Annotated in this window: 15 protein-coding genes; 8 read left to right on the forward strand and 7 right to left on the reverse strand. The window is 72.7% G+C overall.

Annotation, left to right across the window (positions count from 1 at the left end; translation table 11 throughout):
• The first annotated feature begins 50 nt into the window (after positions 1-50).
• Positions 51-1106 (forward strand): tartrate dehydrogenase, encoded by a 1056-nt coding sequence (locus tag ACFY6S_RS18410; RefSeq protein WP_388818534.1) that lies wholly within the window; start codon positions 51-53, stop codon positions 1104-1106.
• A 140-nt stretch (positions 1107-1246) separates the two neighbouring features.
• Here the strand turns inward: ACFY6S_RS18410 and ACFY6S_RS18415 are convergent, their stop codons facing one another.
• Positions 1247-2446 (reverse strand): family 16 glycosylhydrolase, encoded by a 1200-nt coding sequence (locus ACFY6S_RS18415; RefSeq protein WP_388819782.1) that lies wholly within the window; start codon positions 2444-2446, stop codon positions 1247-1249.
• Positions 2447-2897: 451 nt separating this feature from the next.
• On the opposite strand from ACFY6S_RS18415, the gene ACFY6S_RS18420 reads away from it, so the two are divergent.
• The 4 genes from ACFY6S_RS18420 (at position 2898) to ACFY6S_RS18435 (ending at position 6455) form a co-directional block, all read left to right on the forward strand.
• Positions 2898-3740 (forward strand): endonuclease I family protein, encoded by an 843-nt coding sequence (locus ACFY6S_RS18420; RefSeq protein ID WP_388818536.1) that lies wholly within the window; start codon positions 2898-2900, stop codon positions 3738-3740.
• A gap of 84 nt (positions 3741-3824) precedes the next feature.
• A complete protein-coding gene (locus ACFY6S_RS18425) occupies positions 3825-4187 on the forward strand; it encodes a DUF1304 domain-containing protein (RefSeq protein ID WP_388818539.1) in 363 nt (120 codons plus the stop codon).
• On the forward strand, positions 4184-4774 hold the full coding sequence (locus ACFY6S_RS18430) for a TetR/AcrR family transcriptional regulator (RefSeq protein WP_388818542.1): 591 nt from the start codon (positions 4184-4186) through the stop codon (positions 4772-4774). The genes ACFY6S_RS18425 and ACFY6S_RS18430 overlap by 4 nt, the downstream gene beginning before the upstream one ends.
• Positions 4775-5009: 235 nt before the next feature.
• Positions 5010-6455, forward strand: a complete 1446-nt coding sequence (locus ACFY6S_RS18435; RefSeq protein ID WP_388818545.1) for a PP2C family protein-serine/threonine phosphatase — start codon at positions 5010-5012, stop codon at positions 6453-6455.
• 175 nt (positions 6456-6630) lie between these two features.
• Here the strand turns inward: ACFY6S_RS18435 and ACFY6S_RS18440 are convergent, their stop codons facing one another.
• A complete protein-coding gene (locus ACFY6S_RS18440; protein ID WP_388818548.1) occupies positions 6631-8124 on the reverse strand; it encodes a hypothetical protein in 1494 nt (497 codons plus the stop codon).
• A gap of 243 nt (positions 8125-8367) precedes the next feature.
• Between ACFY6S_RS18440 and ACFY6S_RS18445 the strand changes: the two genes are divergently transcribed.
• Positions 8368-9495, forward strand: coding sequence for an aminoglycoside phosphotransferase family protein (locus tag ACFY6S_RS18445; protein WP_388818551.1), 1128 nt, complete (start codon positions 8368-8370; stop codon positions 9493-9495).
• Between the two features lie 341 nt (positions 9496-9836).
• Positions 9837-11798: an N-acetylmuramoyl-L-alanine amidase gene (locus ACFY6S_RS18450; protein WP_388818553.1), complete on the forward strand. Its 1962-nt coding sequence runs from the start codon at positions 9837-9839 to the stop codon at positions 11796-11798.
• A 93-nt stretch (positions 11799-11891) separates the two neighbouring features.
• Here ACFY6S_RS18450 and ACFY6S_RS18455 read toward each other — a convergent pair whose 3' ends face one another.
• The 4 genes from ACFY6S_RS18455 to ACFY6S_RS18470 form a co-directional block, all read right to left on the reverse strand.
• Positions 11892-13001 carry a chemotaxis protein gene (locus ACFY6S_RS18455; RefSeq protein WP_388818556.1) on the reverse strand — a complete coding sequence of 370 codons (1110 nt, stop codon included), beginning with the start codon at positions 12999-13001 and terminating at the stop codon, positions 11892-11894.
• A 155-nt stretch (positions 13002-13156) separates the two neighbouring features.
• A complete protein-coding gene (locus tag ACFY6S_RS18460) occupies positions 13157-15523 on the reverse strand; it encodes a glycoside hydrolase N-terminal domain-containing protein (protein ID WP_388818559.1) in 2367 nt (788 codons plus the stop codon).
• A 106-nt stretch (positions 15524-15629) separates the two neighbouring features.
• Positions 15630-16130, reverse strand: a complete 501-nt coding sequence (locus tag ACFY6S_RS18465; protein WP_388818562.1) for a hypothetical protein — start codon at positions 16128-16130, stop codon at positions 15630-15632.
• 294 nt (positions 16131-16424) lie between these two features.
• Positions 16425-16667 carry a DUF397 domain-containing protein gene (locus tag ACFY6S_RS18470; protein ID WP_388818564.1) on the reverse strand — a complete coding sequence of 81 codons (243 nt, stop codon included), beginning with the start codon at positions 16665-16667 and terminating at the stop codon, positions 16425-16427.
• 245 nt (positions 16668-16912) lie between these two features.
• Here ACFY6S_RS18470 and paaK point away from each other — a divergent pair, with 245 nt between their 5' ends.
• Positions 16913-18220: a phenylacetate--CoA ligase PaaK gene (gene paaK / locus ACFY6S_RS18475; protein ID WP_388818567.1), complete on the forward strand. Its 1308-nt coding sequence runs from the start codon at positions 16913-16915 to the stop codon at positions 18218-18220.
• Positions 18221-18270: 50 nt separating this feature from the next.
• Here the strand turns inward: paaK and ACFY6S_RS18480 are convergent, their stop codons facing one another.
• On the reverse strand, positions 18271-19788 hold the full coding sequence (locus tag ACFY6S_RS18480; RefSeq protein ID WP_388818570.1) for a fatty acyl-CoA synthetase: 1518 nt from the start codon (positions 19786-19788) through the stop codon (positions 18271-18273).
• Positions 19789-19792 lie beyond the last annotated feature (4 nt).

The following is a 19792-nucleotide window of genomic DNA, read 5'->3' on the forward strand; positions in this document are numbered from 1 at the left end:
TGGATTCTCGGTCTTGGACGCGGTGCCCGGGTGCTTGCTGCAATGCGGACATGACGAACCATCGCATCGCCCTGATCCCCGGTGACGGCATCGGCACCGAGGTCGTTCCGGCGGCCCGCCGGGTCCTGGACGCCGTCGGCGCCCGGCACGGGATCACCTTCGACTACCAGGAGTTCGACTGGTCCTGCGAGCGCTTCCTCCGCGAGGGGGCGATGATGCCCGAGGACGGGCTCGACCGGCTGCGCGGCCACGACGCGATCCTGCTCGGCGCGGTCGGCTATCCGGGGGTGGCGGACCATGTCTCGCTCTGGGGGCTGCTCATCCCGATCCGCCGCGGCTTTCGGCAGTACGTCAACGTCCGGCCCATCCGGGTCTTCGAAGGGGTGCCGAGCCCGCTGCGCTCGGCCGAGGCGGGGTCCGTCGACTTCGTGGTGGTACGGGAGAACGTCGAGGGCGAGTACAGCGAGATCGGCGGCCGCCTCAACCGGGGCTTCCCGGAGGAGATGGCCGTGCAGGAGGCCGTGTTCACCCGGGCCGGGGTGAACCGGGTGCTGGACTACGCCTTCCGGCTGGCCGCCCGCCGGGGCTCCCGGCTCACCTCGGCGACCAAGTCGAACGGCATCGTGCACACCATGCCGTTCTGGGACGAGCTGGTCGCCGAACGCGCCGGGCACCACCCGGGCGTGGTCTGGGACCAGGAGCACATCGACGCGCTCGCCGCCAAGTTCGTACTGGAACCCGAACGGTTCGATGTCGTCGTCGGATCGAATCTGTTCGGCGACATCCTGAGCGACCTGGCCGCGGCGGTGGCGGGCAGCATCGGGATCGCCCCGGCCGCCAATCTCAACCCCGAGGGCGACTTCCCCTCGATGTTCGAGCCGGTGCACGGGTCGGCGCCGGACATCGCGGGACGGGGCGTCGCCAATCCCCTCGGCGCGATCTGGTCGGCGGCCATGATGCTCGATCACCTGGGTCACCCGGAGGCGGCGCGGGCGGTCACCGACGCGATCGCGGCCGTGCTGGCCGGGACCGCGGTCCGCACCCCCGATCTGGGCGGTACGGCGAGCACCGACGCGTTCACGTCCGAGCTGCTCGCGCTGCTCTGACCGGCGGGGTGGCCGGTCCCCCCGTAACCGGCCACCCCTCGTCCCCCGGCCGCACTCCCCCGGTTCGGTTCTCCCCGGGACGGCCGTGGAGCGGGAACGCCCCGGGCACCCTCATGTCGCGCCGGTGCCCGGGGCTTCGCTCATCGGTTCACGGTCCACTTCTGATTGGCCGTGCCCGCGCAGGTCCAGATCTGGAGTCTGGTGCCGTTGGCGGAGCTGTTTCCGGTCGCGTCCATGCACTTGTCGGCCTGTACGTTCACGACGTCCCGCTCGCCGGAGATGCCCCAGCGTTGGTTTCCGGCCCCCGAGCAGTCCCACAGCTGGAGCTGGGCGCCGTCGGCCGTGCTGTTGTCCTTCACGTCGAGGCACTTGCCGAGCGCGCGGATCGAGCCGTCGGAGGCGACGGTCCACTTCTGGGCCGCCGTGCCGTTGCAGTCGTACAGCTGTACCGCGGTGCCGTTCGCGGGGTTCGCGCTGTCCACGTCCACGCACTTGCCGCCGAGACCGGTGATCGGCTTGCCCTCGCCGCCCGAGCCGCTGTCGCCGGTGGTGACGCGTACGTAGTCCACGACGAGCTGCTGCGGGAAGCTGGTGCCGGCGTCGGGGTCACCGGGCCAGTAGCCGCCGACGGCGAGGTTCAGGATGATGAAGAACGGCTTGTTGAACACCCAGCTGCGGCCGCCGAGATCGGCGGGGGTGCGTCGCTGGTAGACGTTGCCGTCGACCGACCAGGTGATGGAGTCGGGCGCCCAGTCGATCGCGAAGGTGTGGAACGCGTCGGCGAACGCCTGGCCGCCGGGCAGGGTGTAGCCGGCGCCGATGCCGCCCTCGCCCGAGTAGCCGGGGCCGTGCAGGGTGCCGTGGACGGTGCCGGGCTCGAAGCCGACGTTCTCCATGATGTCGATCTCGCCGCTGTTGGGCCAGCCGACGCTGCCGAGGTTGTCACCGAGCATCCAGAACGCGGGCCACATGCCCTGCCCGCGCGGCACCTTCATCCGGGCCTCGACGCGTCCGTACGTCGAGGTGAACTTCCCGGCCGTGTTGAGGCGGGCCGAGGTGTACTCGCACCGGCCGTACCAGCACTGGTAGTTGCCCGGGTTCTCCTTACGGGCGGTGATGACCAGATTGCCCTGGCCGTCGAGGGCCGCGTTGTTGCTGCCCGCGGTGTAGTACTGGCGCTCGTGGTTGTTGACGTTGTCGCCGGTCTCGATCTGCCACCGGGAACCGTTGACGGCCGAACCGGCGGGGCCGTCGAAGTCCTCGGAGAAGGTGACAACGGCGGCAGCGGCGGGAGCCGGTTCGGCCGGGGTCGCCGCGGCGGCGGGAACCGCCGTCAGCACCCCCGTACAGCACAGGAGGGCGAGCGCGCAGAGCGCGGCTCGCCGTATCGGGGAGGTACGCACAGGACATCACATCGCTTATGTGTGGGGGACATGAGCATGACATTGCGGTCGAACCGGGTGAGCCGTGGCGGGAGTTGCCCGGGACGCTTAATTCACCACTTGATTTAAGGCAGGACCCAAGGGGTCGTCAAGCACCTGGTATGGACCATAGTTGGCCGGAATTCGATTCATCGCTCCCCCATATCCCCATTTGCCCGCCGATCCGGACGCGGACCTCGGGGCCCGGGGCCGGCAACTTGACCTGCACATGACTGTCACGGCGTGTTCACACAAGGCGGGCGGCCCTGTGGAAAGCTCCGGCTGAACCGTTTCCTCGCGACCACCACCGCACCGCCCCCCACCCGTGGCCGCCTGCGGCGGTGGTCCCCCCGGAGAGGACAACTCCCCCATGCCACGTCGCCAACGTCCCCTGCGGCGAACCCTGTTGGCCCTCGGTGTCGCCACCGCGGCGCTCGCCACCACCGCTGCCGCCGCACCGGTGGGCGCACGCTCCGACGGCGCGCCGGCCGCGGCTCCCGCGACCTCCACGGCGGCCACCGCCGCCCTGGACGACACGTACTACCAGAACGCGATCGGCAAGAGCGGCACCGCACTCAAGTCGGCCCTGCACACCATCATCAAGAGCCAGACCAAGGTCACTTACGCGCAGGTCTGGGACGCCCTCAAGGTCACCGACCAGGATCCGGCCAACAGCTCGAACGTGATCCTCCTGTACACCGGAAGGTCCCAGTCCAAGACGAGCAACGGCGGCGACACGGGCGACTGGAACCGCGAGCACGTCTGGGCCAAGTCCCACGGCGACTTCGGGACGGCGACCGGCCCCGGCACCGACCTGCACCATCTGCGCCCGGAGGACGTCACCGTCAACTCCGTGCGCGGCAACAAGGACTTCGACACCGGAGGGAGCGCGGTCTCCGGCGCCTCGGGCAACTACACCGACTCCGACTCCTTCGAGCCGCGCAACGCGGTGAAGGGCGATGTCGCGCGGATGATCCTGTACATGGCCGTGCGGTACGAGGGCGACGACGGCTTCGCCGACCTCGAACCGAACGAGAAGGTCAACAACGGGTCGAGCCCGGCGATCGGCAAGCTCTCCGTACTGAAGAAGTGGAGCGACCAGGACCCGCCGGACGCCTTCGAGAAGCGCCGCAACGACGTCATCCACGACCAGTTCCAGCACAACCGGAACCCGTTCATCGACCACCCCGAGTGGGTCGAGGCCATCTGGTAGCCGTGCCGGCTCCCGCCGCGTGATCTGGACATGTGTCTATACTTCATGGACACATGTCCAGCAACGTTGTCCACGGGAGCCTCCATGCAGACGGCCGCCTCCATACTGGTCGGCCTGGTGGCCGCACTCCACGTCTACTTCCTGGTGCTGGAGATGTTCCTCTGGGAGCGCGGACCGGGACGCGGGCTTTCCGGCTTCGACGCCGACATGGCGCGCGCGACCGCGCCTCTCGCGGCCAACCAGGGTCTCTACAACGGTTTTCTGGCCGCCGGTCTGATCTGGGGGCTGATCGCCGCCGACCCGACCGGGTACCGCGTCCGGGTCTTCTTCCTGAGCTGCGTGCTCGTGGCCGGCGTATACGGCGGCCTCACCGCGAACCGGCGCATCCTGCCGGCCCAGGCGCTGCCGGGCGCGATCGGCCTGGCGGCCGTGCTGGTGTCGGGATGACCCCCGGAGCCCCGGCGGGCGAGACGGCCCCCGACCCCCGTACGGCACGGACCCGTGAGCGGCTGCGCCGGGCGCTGCTCGACGAGTGCGCGCGGCGCCCGCTCGAAGAGGTGGGGGTCGCGGCCCTGGCCCGCCGGGCGGGGGTGGGCAGGGCGACGTTCTACCTGCACTACCCCGACCTCCAGGCCCTGGCCGTCGACGCCTGCGCCGACATCGTGCGGAACGCGGTGGACGCCCTGCACGCCTGGCGCGGGGTGCCCGATCCGCGCGTTCCACCGCCGGCGCTCCCGGAGTTCTTCGCCGGCATCGCCCCGCACACCGCGCTGTACCGGACCTTGACGACCCCGGGAGGCGGCGGCCCCCTGGGGGAACTGCTCCACCGCGAACTCCGCGAACGCAGCCGCGCCGAGCGCGCGCTGGCCGGGGCGCCCGAGCCGGAGCTGATCGCCTCCGCCGTGGCGGCCACCTTCGCCGGGGTGCTGGCGGACTGGCTGCACGGTCTGATCGAGGACACTCCGCACTCCCTCGCGACGCGGGTCTGGCGGCTGCTGGTGCGGCTGCACGGCACGCCCATCACCTCGGACTGAACCCGCACCGGAGCCGTACCGCCGCACGCCCTCCACTCCCCGGGGGCCGAGAGCGCACGCGGCAGCCGGTCCCCGGCCGAGCGTGACACACGGACTCCGCCCGCCTGCGGCATATGCCAGAAGCACCACCTGATCGAGTGTTGCCAAACGCCTGTCGGGTGACTCGGGGCTGTGCGACAGTCGTAACGGTCCACCCTTCAGACCAGGCAGCGCCGCGCCCGTATCGGAGTACGAGATGTCGTCCCCCCTGTTCGCGGACCGCCCCGCCCCGCCCCCCGCCGAAGGGGCGACGGTGGAGGCGCTCATCGACGCGGCCCGCCGGCTGCGCGGAGACATGGACGCCGTGCGCCGGGACGCCTCCGCCGACGGCGACGACACGCTGCGGCGCTGGCGGCGCGCGCTCTGCGATCTCGCCGTCGACCAACTGGACTCCCTGGGCGGCCACCTGGACCAGCTGCGGGCCGGGCATCCGCATGCCGTCACGGACGAAGCGCCGGAGGACGGCACGCCCGCGGCCGGCCGCTGCACGGACGGGGGCGCCCTCGCCCGCGGGGTCGGCAGCGCCGAGTGGAACCTGCTCACCGACGAGGTGAGCTGGTCCGGGGAGCTGTACCGGATCCTGGGGCGGGCACCGGAGAGCGGCCCGCTGACCCTGGACGAACTGCCGTCGCTGGTCTTCGCGGAGGACGAGTCCGTCTTCACCGCGATGGTGACGGACTGCCTGATCGACGGCAGGCCGATGGACGGGGAGATCAGACTCGTCAGGGCCGACGGCCAGCTCCGTACCGTACGTCTGACGGGGGAGCCGGTCCTCGACACCGACGGCTGCACCGCCTCCATGTGGGCGGTGGTGCGGGACATCAGCGCCCTGCGGCGCGGTGAGCGCGCCGAGCGCGCGTCACGGGACTCGTTCCGGCGGGACCAGCGGACGGCCGGGGCCGAGCAGCGGATCGCGGCGGAGCTGCGGGAGACCGTACTGCCCTCGCGGCACGGCTCGTTACGGCTGTCGCGCGGCGGCGCCACGGCGCTGGATCTGGCCGCGCGCCCTCTCTCCTCCCCGTCGAGCCCGCTGTCGGGCGGCGACTGGTACGACGTCCTCGAACTGCCCAACGGCGAGGCGCTGTTGACACTCGGCGGGCTGACCGAACAGGGGGTGGCGGCCGCCTCCTGCCTGACGATGGTGCTGGGCGCGGTCCGCGGGATGGCCGTGGCCGGCATCGAACCCGGCGCCCTGCTGGGCCATCTCAACCAACTGCTGGAGACCTCGCGACGGCCCACCCTGGGCAGCGCGCTCTGCGGCCGCTACGACCCGGCCTCCGGTGCGTTCTCCTGGGCGCAGGCCGGCCACCCCGCCCCGCTGCTGTTCCGCGACGGGACGGGGCGCGGGCTGACCCCGCCCGAGGGCGTGCTGCTGGGCGCGACCTCGGGCGCCGCGTACGAGCAGGCCGATGTCCAGCTGCTCCCCGGGGACCTGCTGGTCCTGCACACCGAGGGGCTGACGGACGCCGACGGGGCCGGCCAGGCGGGCAGGGGGACGGAGCGGGACCGGCTCCTCGCGCTGGCTCCCCGGTTCACCGCGACCCGTACCGCGCGGGAGTGCGCGGCCATCGTCGCCGAGGAGTTCGGGCAGGCCGACCGCGCGGTCGACGGCTGTGTGCTGGTCGCCAGGATCGGTGCGTGAGACAGGTCCGGTGCGACCGGCCCGGGCGGGCGGCCGTGCCACGGGCGTCCCGTTCCGGGCGACGGCGCGGGCCCACGCCGTATCCGTCCCGCTCCGCCCGCTTCAGTGCCCGCCTTCGACGTCCCTGAAGTCCCGCCTGTCCCACGGGCGTACGGCGCTGCTCGTGCGACACACCCTAGGTCTCCGTCCTCTGCTGCTTCTTGCTGACGCTCTTCGGCATGGCCACCTCGATCTGCCGGCGCAGCTCCTCGATCTTCCGGTACCCCTCGTACCGACCGGTCAGCCGGTACATCTCGCGCAACCGGTCCCAGGTGCGCATCGAGGAGGTCTCCCCCATGGACACCAGCGCGAGCCGCGCGTAGCGGTCGGCCTGATCGGGGTCGTCCGCGATGAAGCAGGCGGAGGCCAGGGAGATGTAGTCGAAGATCTTGGACCGCTGCCGGCCGCCGACCCGCAGCTCCAGCGCCTTCTTGGCGTGCCGCTGCGCGATGACCGCGGCCCCCGGTTCGTGTTCGGCGAGGGTACGGAAGGCCAGGGCCTCCATACCGTGCAGATCGGCCTCGTCGAACATCTGCATCCAGCTCGGCGGCGGCACGTCGCCCGTGTCCGAGACGAAGAGGTCCTCCGCCTTCCCGAGCGTGCGGCGCATGGCCTGGCCCCGGCCCATCGACGCCTGGGCCCACGCCTCGATGGTGTGCAGCATGGCCCGGGTGCGGGGCAGATTCTCCTCGCCGGAGCCCGACTTGGCGAGCTTCATCAGATCGAGGGCCTCCTCTGGGCGGCCCAGATGGATCATCTGCCGGGCGGCCCTGGACAGGGCCTCGCCGGCGCGGGGCCGGTCGCCGCCCTCGCGTGCCGCGTGGGTCGCGATCAGGAAGTACTTCTGGGCAGTGGGTTCGAGGCCGACGTCGTGGGACATCCAGCCGGCGAGGACGGCGAGATTGGCGGCGACGCCCCACAGGCGCCGCTGGAGGTGGTCGGGGTGGCGGTAGGCGAGCATGCCGCCCACCTCGTTGAGCTGGCCCACCACGGCCTTGCGCTGGAGTCCGCCGCCACGGGCGGCGTCCCAGGCGCGGAACACCTCGACGGAGTGCTCCAGCGCCTCGATCTCCTGCGAGCCGATGGGCGCTGCCTCGTAGAGGTCGTACCCGGCGGGTTCCGCGTGCAGGGGGTCGGCCGACCGGGGTGCGTCGGACGCGAGTGCGGGGTCGGAGTGCAGCCAGTCGTACATGACGCTGGTGAGTACTGGGCCCACGGTGAGCGCGGCACCCGCGCCCACCAAGCCGCGACGGTTGAGCATGAGGTCCATTCCCGTGAATTCGGTGAGGACCGCCGCCGTCCGGTCCGGAGCCCAGGGAAGGGCGTCCGGGTTCTCCGCTTTCCCGGCTGCCCGTCGTCTCCCCGCGCGCCCGCTCCGTACGAACCCGAGGTCCTCGATGGTCACGACACGACCGAGCCGCTCGGTGAACAGGGCCGCCAGCACTCTCGGCACCGGATCGCGCGGAGTCTCCCCCAGGTCGATCCAGCGCCGCACCCGCGAGGTGTCGGTGGCCAGCTGGGGGTGGCCCATCGCCGCCGCCTGCCGGTTCACCAACCGCGCGAGTTCGCCCTTGGACCAGCCGGCCAGGCCGAACAGATCCGAAAGACGGGTGTTGGGTTCTCCACCCACGTCAAGCCCCCAGGTTCTCGGCTGAGTTGACAGTAGCCGTCGGCAGCTCCCGGCCGGATGCCCGTCGGCTATTCGCCAGGGTTCGCCAGGGTTCGCCAGATGGTGTGCCACCCCCGTGCCGGTGTCGGGTAGGAACGCGCCACCCCGGCCCGGCAGCCGGACGTACTCCCCAGGGTGCCTCACGGCCGCCGGGGCGGGTGGGCGCACGCAACCCGTCCACGCACGAAGGGATCTGTCTCGCCCATGAACACAGCATCGTCCTCCGTGTCGGCCCCGCCCCGGGCGCAGCGTACGGTCACTCCCGGGAGCGGCCCGTACCTCGACCCGACCCACGCGGGGCGGACCCGGCTCAGGGCGGGGACGGTCGCGGGACCGCTCAGCGGGAGACTCGATTTGTCCGGACCCCAGGGTGCTCAGCTGCGGATGGCGATCACGGCCGTGCACCGGGTCTGCCCGGAGTTCAACCCGGTGCAGGTGCTGCGCCGCAGCGGCCGTTCCGTCCTGCTCGTCGGTTCCACCGGGCGCACCACCGCGGTCGCGAAGTGTCTGCTGGACCACTCGCCGGTGTGGACCGAGAGGTTCCGCCACGAAATAGCCGCTTACCGTTCCTTCGTCCGGCACCGCCCCCCGGTGCGCGTGCCCCGGCTCATCGCCGCTGACCCCGAGAACTGCGCGCTGGTCATCGAGCGGATGCCCGGCAGGGCCGCGGCGCTGACCCGTCATCCGATGGAGGCGCCGCCGCGCGCCGACATCCGGTCGGCGCTGGGCGCGATCGTCAGGCTCAACAGCTGGCGCCCGCCGTCCGGGATGTTCGACAAGCCGCTCGACTACGCGTCGCGGATCACGCATTACCACGAGCTGGGGCTGTTCACCGACCGCGATCTGGGGGACTTGCAGAAGCTGCTGCACGGGCTCGCGGGCGCCCGGCAGGGCCTGGGCCAGTTCTGTCACGGCGACGCCCTGCTCTCCAACATCCTGCTCTCCCCCGCGGGTCCGGTCCTGGTCGACTGGGAGCACGCGGGCTGGTATCTGCCCGGGTACGACCTGGCGACGCTGTGGACGGTGCTCGCGGACGCCCCGGCGGCGCGGCGGCAGATCAGCCAGCTCGCCGCGGTCAAGGGCCCGGCGGCGCGGGACGCGTTCCTGGTCAACCTGATGCTGGTGCTGACCCGGGAGATCCGGATGTACGAGACGGCGGTGCAGCGCGCCATGCGGGACGCGCCGGCCGTCGCCGGCCTGGCCTCCGTCCAGTCCTCCGAGCGCCAGAGCGCCCTGACGGCGAGTGAGGAGCAGCGGCTGCTGCTGCGCCGGCTGCACGACGACTGCGCGCGGGCGCGACGCGCGGTGCGGGCGGCGGTCGGTACCCGCTGAGCCGGCCCGCACCACCCGGTGCGGCTCGGCGTGCGCCCCGGCACGTGTGCGCGGGGCGCGCGAGCGCCGGGCGCGGGCGCGGGAGGGGGCGTGCGGGCGCGGGAGGGGGCGTGCGGGCGCGTTCATTGGTTCATTCCACTGACGCGCCGCAGGCCCGGCCACCACCGCGGCGAAACTCCGCCGTACCCACGCTGACGTGCGACATTCCCTCTGTGGCGCCTGATTGACGGATCGTCCGGCAGCCGGTACCCCTGTAGGCGAGCCGGCCCGGCAGGTACGTCGCGCACCACCCGTCACTGGAGGCTGCATTGCAAGGTACCGTCCCCCCACTCCCCCGGCCGGTGTTCTCCCGTGGCCAGGCGCTCAGGGCCGGGGTCGTCGTCGCGGCCACCGCGCTGCTGCTGCCGCTGGTCTCGGCCACTCCCTCCGCCACCGCGGAGCAGCCGGGTCCGGACTCCTTGCAGGGCGAGTTCGCCGCCGCCGCCGCGCGTTACCGGGTGCCGGAGAGTGTGCTGCTGGGGGTCGCGTATCTCCAGTCGCGCTGGGACACGCACAGCGGTGCGCCGAGCGTGACCGGTGGCTACGGGCCGATGCATCTGACGGACGCCAGGACGGCCCTCGCCGAGGCACCGCACCACTCGGACCCCTCGGAGGACGCGCGCGGCGACGCGTCCCGTCCGGTGCGGACCGGCGCCGGGGCGGCGCTCCCCCCGGCGGCCGCGCTCCCCGCCCGGCTGCGCACCCTGGAGCGCGCCGCCGAGCTGACCGGGCTGCCGGCCGGGGAGCTGCGGCGGAGTCCCGCCGCCAACATCCGGGGCGGCGCCGCGCTGCTGGCCTCGGCCCAGCGTGAGCTGGGCGGGCCGCCGAGCGGCGATCCGGCCGACTGGTACGGGGCGGTGGCCCGGTTCTCCGGCGCGGACGACGCGGCGACGGCGTCGGCCTACGCCCGTGACGTGTACGAGGTGATCCGTACCGGCGAGCGGCGCACCACGGACAGCGGGCAGCGCGTGGCGCTGCGCGCGGTCCCGCGCGTGGCACCCGACACGTCCCAGGTGGCGCGGCTCGGGCTGCGCGCGGGGAGCGCGGCGGGGACGGAGTGCCCGCGGACGGTGTCCTGCACCTGGCTCCCGGCGCCGTACGAGGAGTTCGGCGAGGGCGACTACGGAAACCACGACCTGGCGGACCGGCCGTCGTCGCAGTCGGTCGACTACATCGTCGTCCATGACACCGAGGGGTCCTGGGACACGACGCTCAAGCTGATCCAGAACCCGGAGTACGTGTCGTGGCACTACACGCTGCGTTCCTCCGACGGTCTCATCGCCCAGCACGTGCGGACCAAGGACGTGGCCTGGCACGCCGGCAACTGGTACGTCAACGCCAAGTCGGTCGGTCTGGAGCACGAGGGCTTCCTGGCGGCGCCGGACGCCTGGTACACGGAGGCGATGTACCGCACGTCGGCGCGGCTGGTGAGGTATCTGTCCAAGAAGTACTCCATTCCGCTGGACCGCCGTCACATCCTGGGCCACGACACGGTGCCGGGCACGACCACGGCCACGATCCCGGGCATGCACACCGATCCGGGTCCCTACTGGGACTGGGCGCACTACTTCGAGCTGCTCGGCAAGCCGTTCCGGGCGACGGCGGGCGCGCGGGCCGACGTGGTGACGATCCGCCCCGACTACGCGTCCAACCAGCCGCCGTACACCGGGTGCGAGAAGCCGGGCCGGGCGTGCGCCCCGCACGGTTCGGCCGCCGTACGGCTGCACACCGCGCCCGACGAGGACGCGCCGCTGGTGAAGGACGTCGGGCTGCGCCCCGACGGGGCGGATTCCACGATCGACGTCAACGACGTGGGCGCCCGGGCGACGACCGGCCAGCAGTACGCGGTGGCCGGACGGGCGGGCGACTGGACGGCGATCTGGTACCTCGGCCAGCAGGCGTGGTTCCGTAACCCGCGTTCCGGTCCGACCGCCGTGGGCGCCACGGCGGCGGTGCTGACGCCGAAAAAGGGGCTCGCCGACATCCCGGTGTACGGGCGCGCCTATCCGGAGGCGGCGGCGTATCCGGCGGGCGTGCCGGTCCAGACGGTCTCGGCGTTCCCGTACAGGCTGCTCGCCGGTCAGCGCTATGTGGTGGGCGGCAGCGGTCCGGGCGAGTACTACTACGCGCCGACTTTCGACACTTCGGGCCACCGGGTCGTGCGGGGCCGGGAGCGTTACTACGAGATCCAGTTCGGGCACCGGGTCGCCTATGTGAAGGCGTCCGATGTCCGGGTACGTCCGGCGGGCCGCTCGCGCGGTTGACCGGACCGTCGAGGGAAGCGTCGGGCGTCGCCGGTCGCGGGGGTGCCGGTGACGCCCGACGTGTCCGCCGGGCCGGCCTGGTGAAGCGCGCCGTCAGTAGCGCAGCACCGCGGCGATACGGTCGTGCCCCGCGAGGGTGTCGTCCGGCAGGAAGACCACCTCGGCGCCGCCGTCCAGGCCCGCTTCGACGAGTTCGTCGACGATGTCGTCGCGTACGTCGGGGTACGCGGCGCTCTGTCCGTCGGCCGGTACGAGATGGCCGTCGCAGACCCGGACCGTACGGCGGTAGTGCTCTTCGAGCGCCACCAGCGCGGCCCGCTTCTCGCGCACGGACTCCCAGACCTCGTCCAGGCCCGCCGCGAAGGTGCGCCGGCCCTTGGCCTCGTCCAGCCTGCCGAGCACCTCTTCCCTCTCCCGGCGCGCGTGCTCCGTGACCAGCGGTCCGATCTCCCGGAGCAGGACCGGGGCGGGCCCGTCGGTCAGACCGCCCTTGACCAGCCGGCCGGCGGCCCGGTGGGTGGCGTTGCCGGCCTCTTCCAGCAGGGCGAGCGCCGGGGCGAGGCCGACCAGGTGCAGCGGCCGGGGGCGGCGGGCCAGGACGGCGCCGGCCGCCTCGTCCACGGAGCGCAGGAAGCGGCGGGTCTCCTCGTCGCGGAAGGTGCTCGGGGTGTCGCCGACGCGTTCCTCCCGTTCGACGTCCCAGCTCTCCTCGGGCGGCGTCATGGGGAACCCGTCGCCGTGATGCTCGTGCAGGGACTCGCCGGAGCCGCTCCAGAGCGTCGCGCGGTCGGCGGCGATCCCGAGGACCCAGTAGGGGCGGGACTGCGCGGTGGCGGCCACCAGATTGCGGGTGAGATAGGTGTCGGCGAGGACGACGCGCTCGGGTACCTCGCGCGGCAGGTACCAGATCCGGTGTTCCTCGGCGTCCGCGGCGAGCAGCAGCCCGTCGAGCGCTTGGCGCAGGTCGACGTCGGCGACGGCGCTGTCGAGCTGTGCCTTGACCGCCGTTCTGGTGCGCCGGTCCAGGCCGGTCTCGGCGTCCAGCCGGTGTCCGGCCTCGGCGAGGAGGTTGCGCAGCCGTACGGTGTCCTGCTCCCTGTGGCGTTCGCGCCGATGGGTGGGCATGGTCAGGGTGATGGCGGGATAGGGGCGCGGTGTGCGCAGTTCTCGCAGGTCGTCGGGCGTCAGAGCGTTGCTGTCCATGCTGGCCTTTCGCTCCGTGGAGGACCGGCGCGGGTGAGCGGGCCCCGTCGTGCATCCATGGTGCGCGCTGTGGCGCGCTTCCGCAGGGCGGTGCCCCGGCCACCCGGCTCCCCGGCCGGGGCTCGGCCGGGGAGCCGGGTGCGGGAAATGGCTGCTCAGGGCCGGTCGGGGAAGGTGTACGTCCGGCCGGCGCTCGCGCGCAGGGTCAGCTCGCCTGCCGGGAACAGGGTGGAGCGCAGGGTCAGCTCGCCGGTGCGTCCCGCGTGCAGCGCGAGCCGGGTCGCCCTGCCGCCCTGCCAGGTGATGTCGAGGGTGGCGCCGCCGCGCGCCCGCAGCCCGGTCACCCGGCCGTCCGGCCACCGGGCGGGCAGTGCGGGCAGGATCTCGATCGGCCCGTGCTGGCTCTGGAGAAGCATCTCGGCGATCCCGGCGGTGGCTCCGAGGTTCCCGTCGAGCTGGAAGGGCGGGTGGGTGTCCCACAGGTTGGGCAGGGTGGAGTGCGTGAGCAGTTCGGCGAGCATCGTGTGGGCGTGGTCCCCGTCGCGCAGCCGCGCCCAGAAATTGATCTTCCATGCCTTGCTCCAGCCGGTGCCGCCGTCGCCGCGCGCGGTCAGTGACACCTCGGCGGCCTCGGCCAGCGCGCTGCCGGCCGCGATCCGGCGGCCGGGGTGGAGGGCGAAGAGGTGCGAGAGGTGACGGTGGTCGTCGGCCGGGTCGTCGAGGTCGGCCTTCCACTCCTGGAGCTGTCCCCAGGAGCCGACGCGCAGCCCCGGGTCGAGCCGTTCGAGCGCCGCGCGCAGCCGGGTGCGGAAGTCCGGGTCGTCCCCGAGGGTGGTGGCCGCCTCCTGGGTGTTGGTGAGCAGGTCGTGCACGATCTGCTGGGACATCGCGGCGCCGGCCGTGAAGTCGCCGTGTTCCGGTGAGTAGCTGGGGTTGACGACGAGCTGTCCGTCGCGCGGGTCGGTGCGCAGGTTGGCCAGCCAGAACTCGGCGGCCTCCTTCATCACCGGGTAGGCGGTGGTGCGCAGATAGCCGGTGGAGCCGCTGAAGCGGTAGTGGTCGTAGAGCTGCTGGGTGAGCCAGGCTGCGGCCTCCGGGAACCAGAAGGCGGTCGCCCAGTCGTGGACGCCGGTGAAGCCGTACGGGGTGGTCTCGTTGTGCACGACCCAGCCGGCGGTGCCGAAGAGGGCGCGGGCGCTGCGCCGGCCGGGGGCGCGCAGCGACTCGATGTAGCGGTCGTAGGGCGCGGTGGTCTCGGCGAGGTTGGTGACCTCGGCGGGCCAGTAGTTCATCTGGAGGTTGATGTTGGTGTGGTAGTCGGCCGACCAGGGCGGGGCGGTGACGTTGTTCCACACGCCCTGGAGGTTCGCGGGCAGCGAGCCGGGGCGGGAGGAGGCGATGAGCAGATAGCGTCCGTACTGGAAGAAGAGGGCTTCGAGCGCCCGGTCGGCGGCGCTCGCACCGCCGGTGTAGCCGCTCAGCAGCTGGTCGGTGGGCGGGCCCGGCCGCTCGGCCGGGTGCCGGCCGATGTCGAGGCGGACCCGGTCGAACAGCGCGCGGTGGTCGCGCACGTGGTCGGCGCGCAGGGCGTCGTAGCGGCGGGCGGCCGCCGCGTCGACCGCCGCGGTGACGGCGCGGTGCGGGTCCTCGCCCCGGTAGTGGGGGTGGGTGTCGGCGTAGTCGGTGCCGGCGGCGAGGACGAACCAGGCGCTGTCCGCGCCGCTGACGGTGAGGGTGCCGCCTGCTCCGGCGGTGACCGTACCCCCGTCGCTCATGACGCGGATCTGGACCTCGAAGCGCAGCCCGTTGTCCTGGAGGGCGCCCCGGACGGTGAGCCGGTCACCGGCCGCCGCCGCGGTGAAGTCGGTGCGCGGCGAGGTGTAGCGCAGGGTGAGGCCGGTCCGTCCTGGCCCGTCGGCGCTGAACCGGCCGGCGATGACCGAGGCGGGGTGGGAGGCGAAGAACTCCCTGGTGTACGTGGCGCCTTGGTGGGTGTAGGTGACGGCGGCGAGCGCGGACGCGATGTCCAGGGAGCGGCGGTAGGAGGCGTCGGGAGCCGTCGGCGCGCCGGGGACGGCGAGTTCGAGATCGCCGAGGACCTGGTAGGCACCGTAACCCCGCCTCGCCAGCCCGAGCCGGGCGGCGACGGTGTCCGGGTCGAGGGCGCCTTCGGCGTCGACGCGCCGCTGTACGGAGGCCAGGGCGGCCGACCGGGGCGCGGTCCCGTCGCCGTGGTCGTATCCACCGGTGGCTCCGGGGCCACCGGTCCAGAGCGATTTCTCGTTGAGGGTGAGCCGCTCCGTGGCGAGCGTCCCGAAGACCCCTGCGCCGAGTGCTCCGCTGCCGATGGGCAGTGATGCGCGCTCCCAGTCGGTGGCGGGGGTGCGGTACCAGAGCGTCGATTCATCGGAGGGATGGAGTGGCGGTCCGGGCTCAGGATGTGCCGGAACTCCCGCTGCTGACGCGCCGATTGCTTTCGCCGCGGAGGTGAACGCCGCGTCGCGGCTCGTCCCGGGAGTCATGACTCGGACAGTAGAGGTCCGATGACTGATGCGACAAGAGACCTGACGAGGGGGCGTGGTGCGCCGATCGGCACCACGCGGGGACCAGCGGCGGCGCGCCCCGGGGTCAGCCTTGCTGGAACAGCTCCGCCGGCAGCGGTTTGAGCAGGGCGTAGAGGTCGTCGGTGATCGGCCGGTCCCAGCTGGCGATGGTGACCAGCACACCGTCGCTGCGGTCGAACTGGACGCAGGAGATGCGGCTTTCGGAGAGCTTGAGGCGGCGCACGATCAGCAGGTTGTCCCCCTGCATCACCGGCATGTCCTCGGCGCCGACGACCTCGACCGGCTCCTCGTTCTCCAGCGCCAGCAGCAGCTGCGCCACCTCGAACGGGACCTGCCCCTCCGCCGGCTCGCGGGCCGGGGAGCCCGCCGGGAGATTGCCGATGATCATCGCGGGGCCGCGGCCACCGAACAGGTCGTACCGGAGGAAGACACCCTGGCAGCTGCCGTCGGGCGCGGGCAGCAGCCCGGCGCCCAGGTTGCCGGGCCAGTCACCCGGGTCCATGGCCAGGACATCGAAGTCCGGGCCCGCGGGTGTGGCGGCGCTGCGGCGGCGGAGAAAGGACATCCCACCATGGTACGGGTTCGCGCCACTTCCCCGGAGCCGGGTGGAGGGCCGCCGACGGGCCGGGGCGGCCGGTTCCCGGCATCGGCACCCGGCGCCGCGCCCGGAGAGGGGGCGGTGTCGAGGGCGCCCCCGGCACGGCCGCTCCGGGCCGAAGTGCCGCGCACAGCGCGGGGCGTGACGGAGAAACCGGGTCCGCCCGGCCGGACCCGGCGAGCGGGCGGACAGCCCCGCGTCCGAAGTGGTCCGACGCGGTCGGTCGCGTGTGCGACGCGGGCGGCCGGCCCGGACGTCGGGTCAGGTCAGGTCGAACTCGCCGTCCCGCGCGTTGATCACGAACGCCCGCCACTCGGCCGGGGTGAAGATCAGCGACGGCTTCTCGGGGCGTCCGCTGTTGCGCATGGCGATGAAGCCCTCGACGAAGGCGATCTGGACGTCACCCGCACCTCGGCTGCCCGAGCGCCATTCCGCCTCGCTCAGGTCCAGTTCCGGCTTGTCCCAGCCCGAATGCGGCTTCTGGGTGGTGATGCTTTCGGCCACGTCCCGCTCCTCCCACTGTGTCGTCCCGGGCCAGACTAGCGACCGCCGCCGGTCCCGGACAGGCCACGACGGAAGGCCGTGTGCCCGGGCGCCTCGCGCGGCGCCGGCCCCGGCGCGCCCGGCGTCGTACCCCTTGACGCCCGGCGGCGCTCCTGGATTACTGATCCCGAGGCGATCAACCGAATGATCGGTCGTTCGCCGTACGGCGGATGACCGCGGGGCCCGAGGGACCGGGAGAGAGCGCCATGACACCCCTGCTGGACGCGGCGGAACGGCTCGGCGCCGGAGAACTGGCCGTACTGCAACTGGAGCGGCTGCGGCACACCCTGCGGCACGCCTACGACCATGTCGCCTTCTACCGGAACGCCTTCGACCGGGCGGGGCTGCGCCCCGAGGACTGCCGGTCGCTCGCCGACCTGGCGCGCTTCCCGTTCACCTCCAAGGAGGATCTGCGGGACAACTACCCGTTCGGGATGTTCGCCGTGGACCGGTCCGAGGTCCGGCGCGTCCACGCGTCCAGTGGCACCACGGGACGGCCGACCGTCGTCGGCTACACCCAGCGGGACCTCGACACCTGGGCGGACGTGGTGGCGCGCTCGATCCGCGCGGCCGGCGGGCGCCCCGGCGACCGGGTCCATGTGGCGTACGGATACGGGCTGTTCACCGGCGGACTCGGCGCGCACTACGGGGCGGAGCGGCTGGGCTGTACGGTGATCCCCGCCTCCGGGGGCATGACCGCCCGGCAGGTCGGGCTGATCCGGGACTTCCGCCCCGAGATCATCATGGTGACGCCCTCGTACATGCTGACGCTGCTCGACGAGTTCGAGCGGCAGGGCGTCGATCCCCGTTCCACCTCGCTGCGGGTGGGGATCTTCGGGGCCGAGCCGTGGACCGAGGAGATGCGGCGGGAGATCGAGGAGCGGTTCGCGATCGACGCGGTCGACATCTACGGCCTGTCGGAGGTGATGGGCCCCGGGGTGTCCCAGGAGTGCGTCGAGACCAAGGACGGTCCGCACATCTGGGAGGACCACTTCTATCCGGAGGTGGTCGATCCGCTCACCGGTGAGGTCCTGCCGGACGGCGAGGAGGGGGAGTTGGTCTTCACCTCGCTCACCAAGGAGGCGATGCCGGTGATCCGCTACCGCACCCGGGACCTCACCCGGCTGCTGCCCGGCACGGCCAGACCCTTCCGGCGGATGGCCCGGATCACCGGCCGGACCGACGACATGGTGATCCTGCGCGGGGTGAATCTCTTCCCCACGCAGATCGAGGAGATCGTGCTCCGCACGCCGGGGGTGGCGCCGCACTTCCAGCTCCGGCTGGAGCGCGAGGGGCGGCTGGACGCCCTGACCGTACGGGTGGAGGCGCGGGCGGCCGCGAGCCGGGAGGAGCGCGCGGCGGCGGAGCGGGCCATCGTCACCGCGGTGAAGGAGGGGGTGGGGGTCTCGGTGGCTGTCGAGGTGGTCGATCCGCTGACCCTGGAGCGGTCCGTGGGCAAGAGCAGGCGCCTCGTGGACCTCAGAGAGGACCCGCTGGGCACCGACGCGGCCTGACGGCGGCCCGAAGCGCCCCCGGCGCGGTCTGCGGGGCGGGGCCCGCGCCGTCAGGCCCCGGTGTACCGGTCCCGCAGCTCGCGTTTGAGGATCTTCCCGCTGGCGTTGCGCGGCAGCCCGTCCACGAACACGATCCGCTTCGGCGCCTTGAAGTGCGGCAGGCGCTCGCGCGCGTGGGCGAGGAGTTCGGCCTCGGTGACCTCGCCGGCGCGGACCACGAAGGCGGTGACCGCCTCGATCCAGCGGTCGTCGGGCAGCCCGACGACCGCCGCCTCCACGACGGCCCGGTGGGTGTGGAGCGCGTCCTCGACCTGCCGGGAGGCGACCAGCACCCCACCGGAGTTGATGACGTCCTTCACCCGGTCGACCACCGTGTAGTAGCCCTCCGCGTCCCGTACCGCGAGGTCGCCGGAGTGGAACCAGCCGTCCCGGAACGCCTCGGCCGTCTCCGCCGGCTTGTCCCAGTACCCCGTACAGAGCTGGGGCGACCGGTAGACGACCTCGCCGGGCGTACCGTCCGGGACCTCCTCGCCCCGCTCGTCGACGATCCGCGCCGTCACATGGCGCACGGTCCGGCCGCACGACTCCATCCGGCCCGCGTGCTCGTCGGGCCCGAGGACGGTGGCGAGGGGGCCGATCTCGCTCTGGCCGAAGCAGTTGTAGAAGGCGAGCGAGGGCAGCCGCTGCCGCAGCCGCTCCAGGACCGGCACCGGCATGGTCGAGGCGCCGTAGTACGCCTTGCGCAGCGCGCTCAGATCGTCCGTGGCGAACCGCGGATGGGCCGACAGCCCGATCCACACGGTCGGCGGCGCGAAGAGGCTGTCCGCGCGCCCCGCGCCGATCAGGTCGAGGAGGGCCACCGGATCGGGGGCGTCCAGGATCGTGTTCTCCGCGCCGACCGCGAGGTACGGCAGCAGGAACACATGGGTCTGGGCCGAGTGGTAGAGGGGCAGCGAGTGGACCGGCCGGTCGCTCTCCCGCAGGTCCAGCGCGGCGATGGCGCTGGCGTACTCGTGGACCAGGGCCCGGTGGGTCATCATCGCGCCCTTGGGCAGCGCGGTGGTGCCCGAGGTGTAGAGGAGCTGGACCAGTCCTTCCGGGTCGGCCTCGCGCGCGTAGCGCCGGGGCGCACGGAGCGCGGCCAGCAGTGAGTCGTCGGTGTCGCGCAGGGCGCGTACCGGCACGGAGCCGGGGAGCCGGTCGGCGAGAGCCGGATCCGCGAGGACGAGCGCGCTGCCCGACTGCTCCAGCAGATAGCCGAGGTCGTCGCCGGTCAGGTGCTGGTTGACCGGTACGTGCACGAGCCCGGCCCGCGCGCAGCCGAGCAGAGCGATGAGATGGGCGTCGGAGTTGTGGCCGTACACGGCGACCCGCTCGCCGGCCGCCGGGACGTGGTCCCGCAGCTCGGCCGCGGCCGTCGAGACGGCGGCGTCCAGCTCGGCGTAGGTCCAGCTCCGGTCCGCGTACCGTACGGCCGTGCGGTCGGGCACCCGTGCGGCGCTGCGGCGCACCACGCCGTCGACCGTACTGCCGAGCAGTTCCCTGAGTGTCTCGTCCCCGGCGGTCATCCCG

It is taken from the genome of Streptomyces sp. NPDC012835 (assembly GCF_042900885.1).
Taxonomy (GTDB): domain Bacteria; phylum Actinomycetota; class Actinomycetes; order Streptomycetales; family Streptomycetaceae; genus Streptomyces.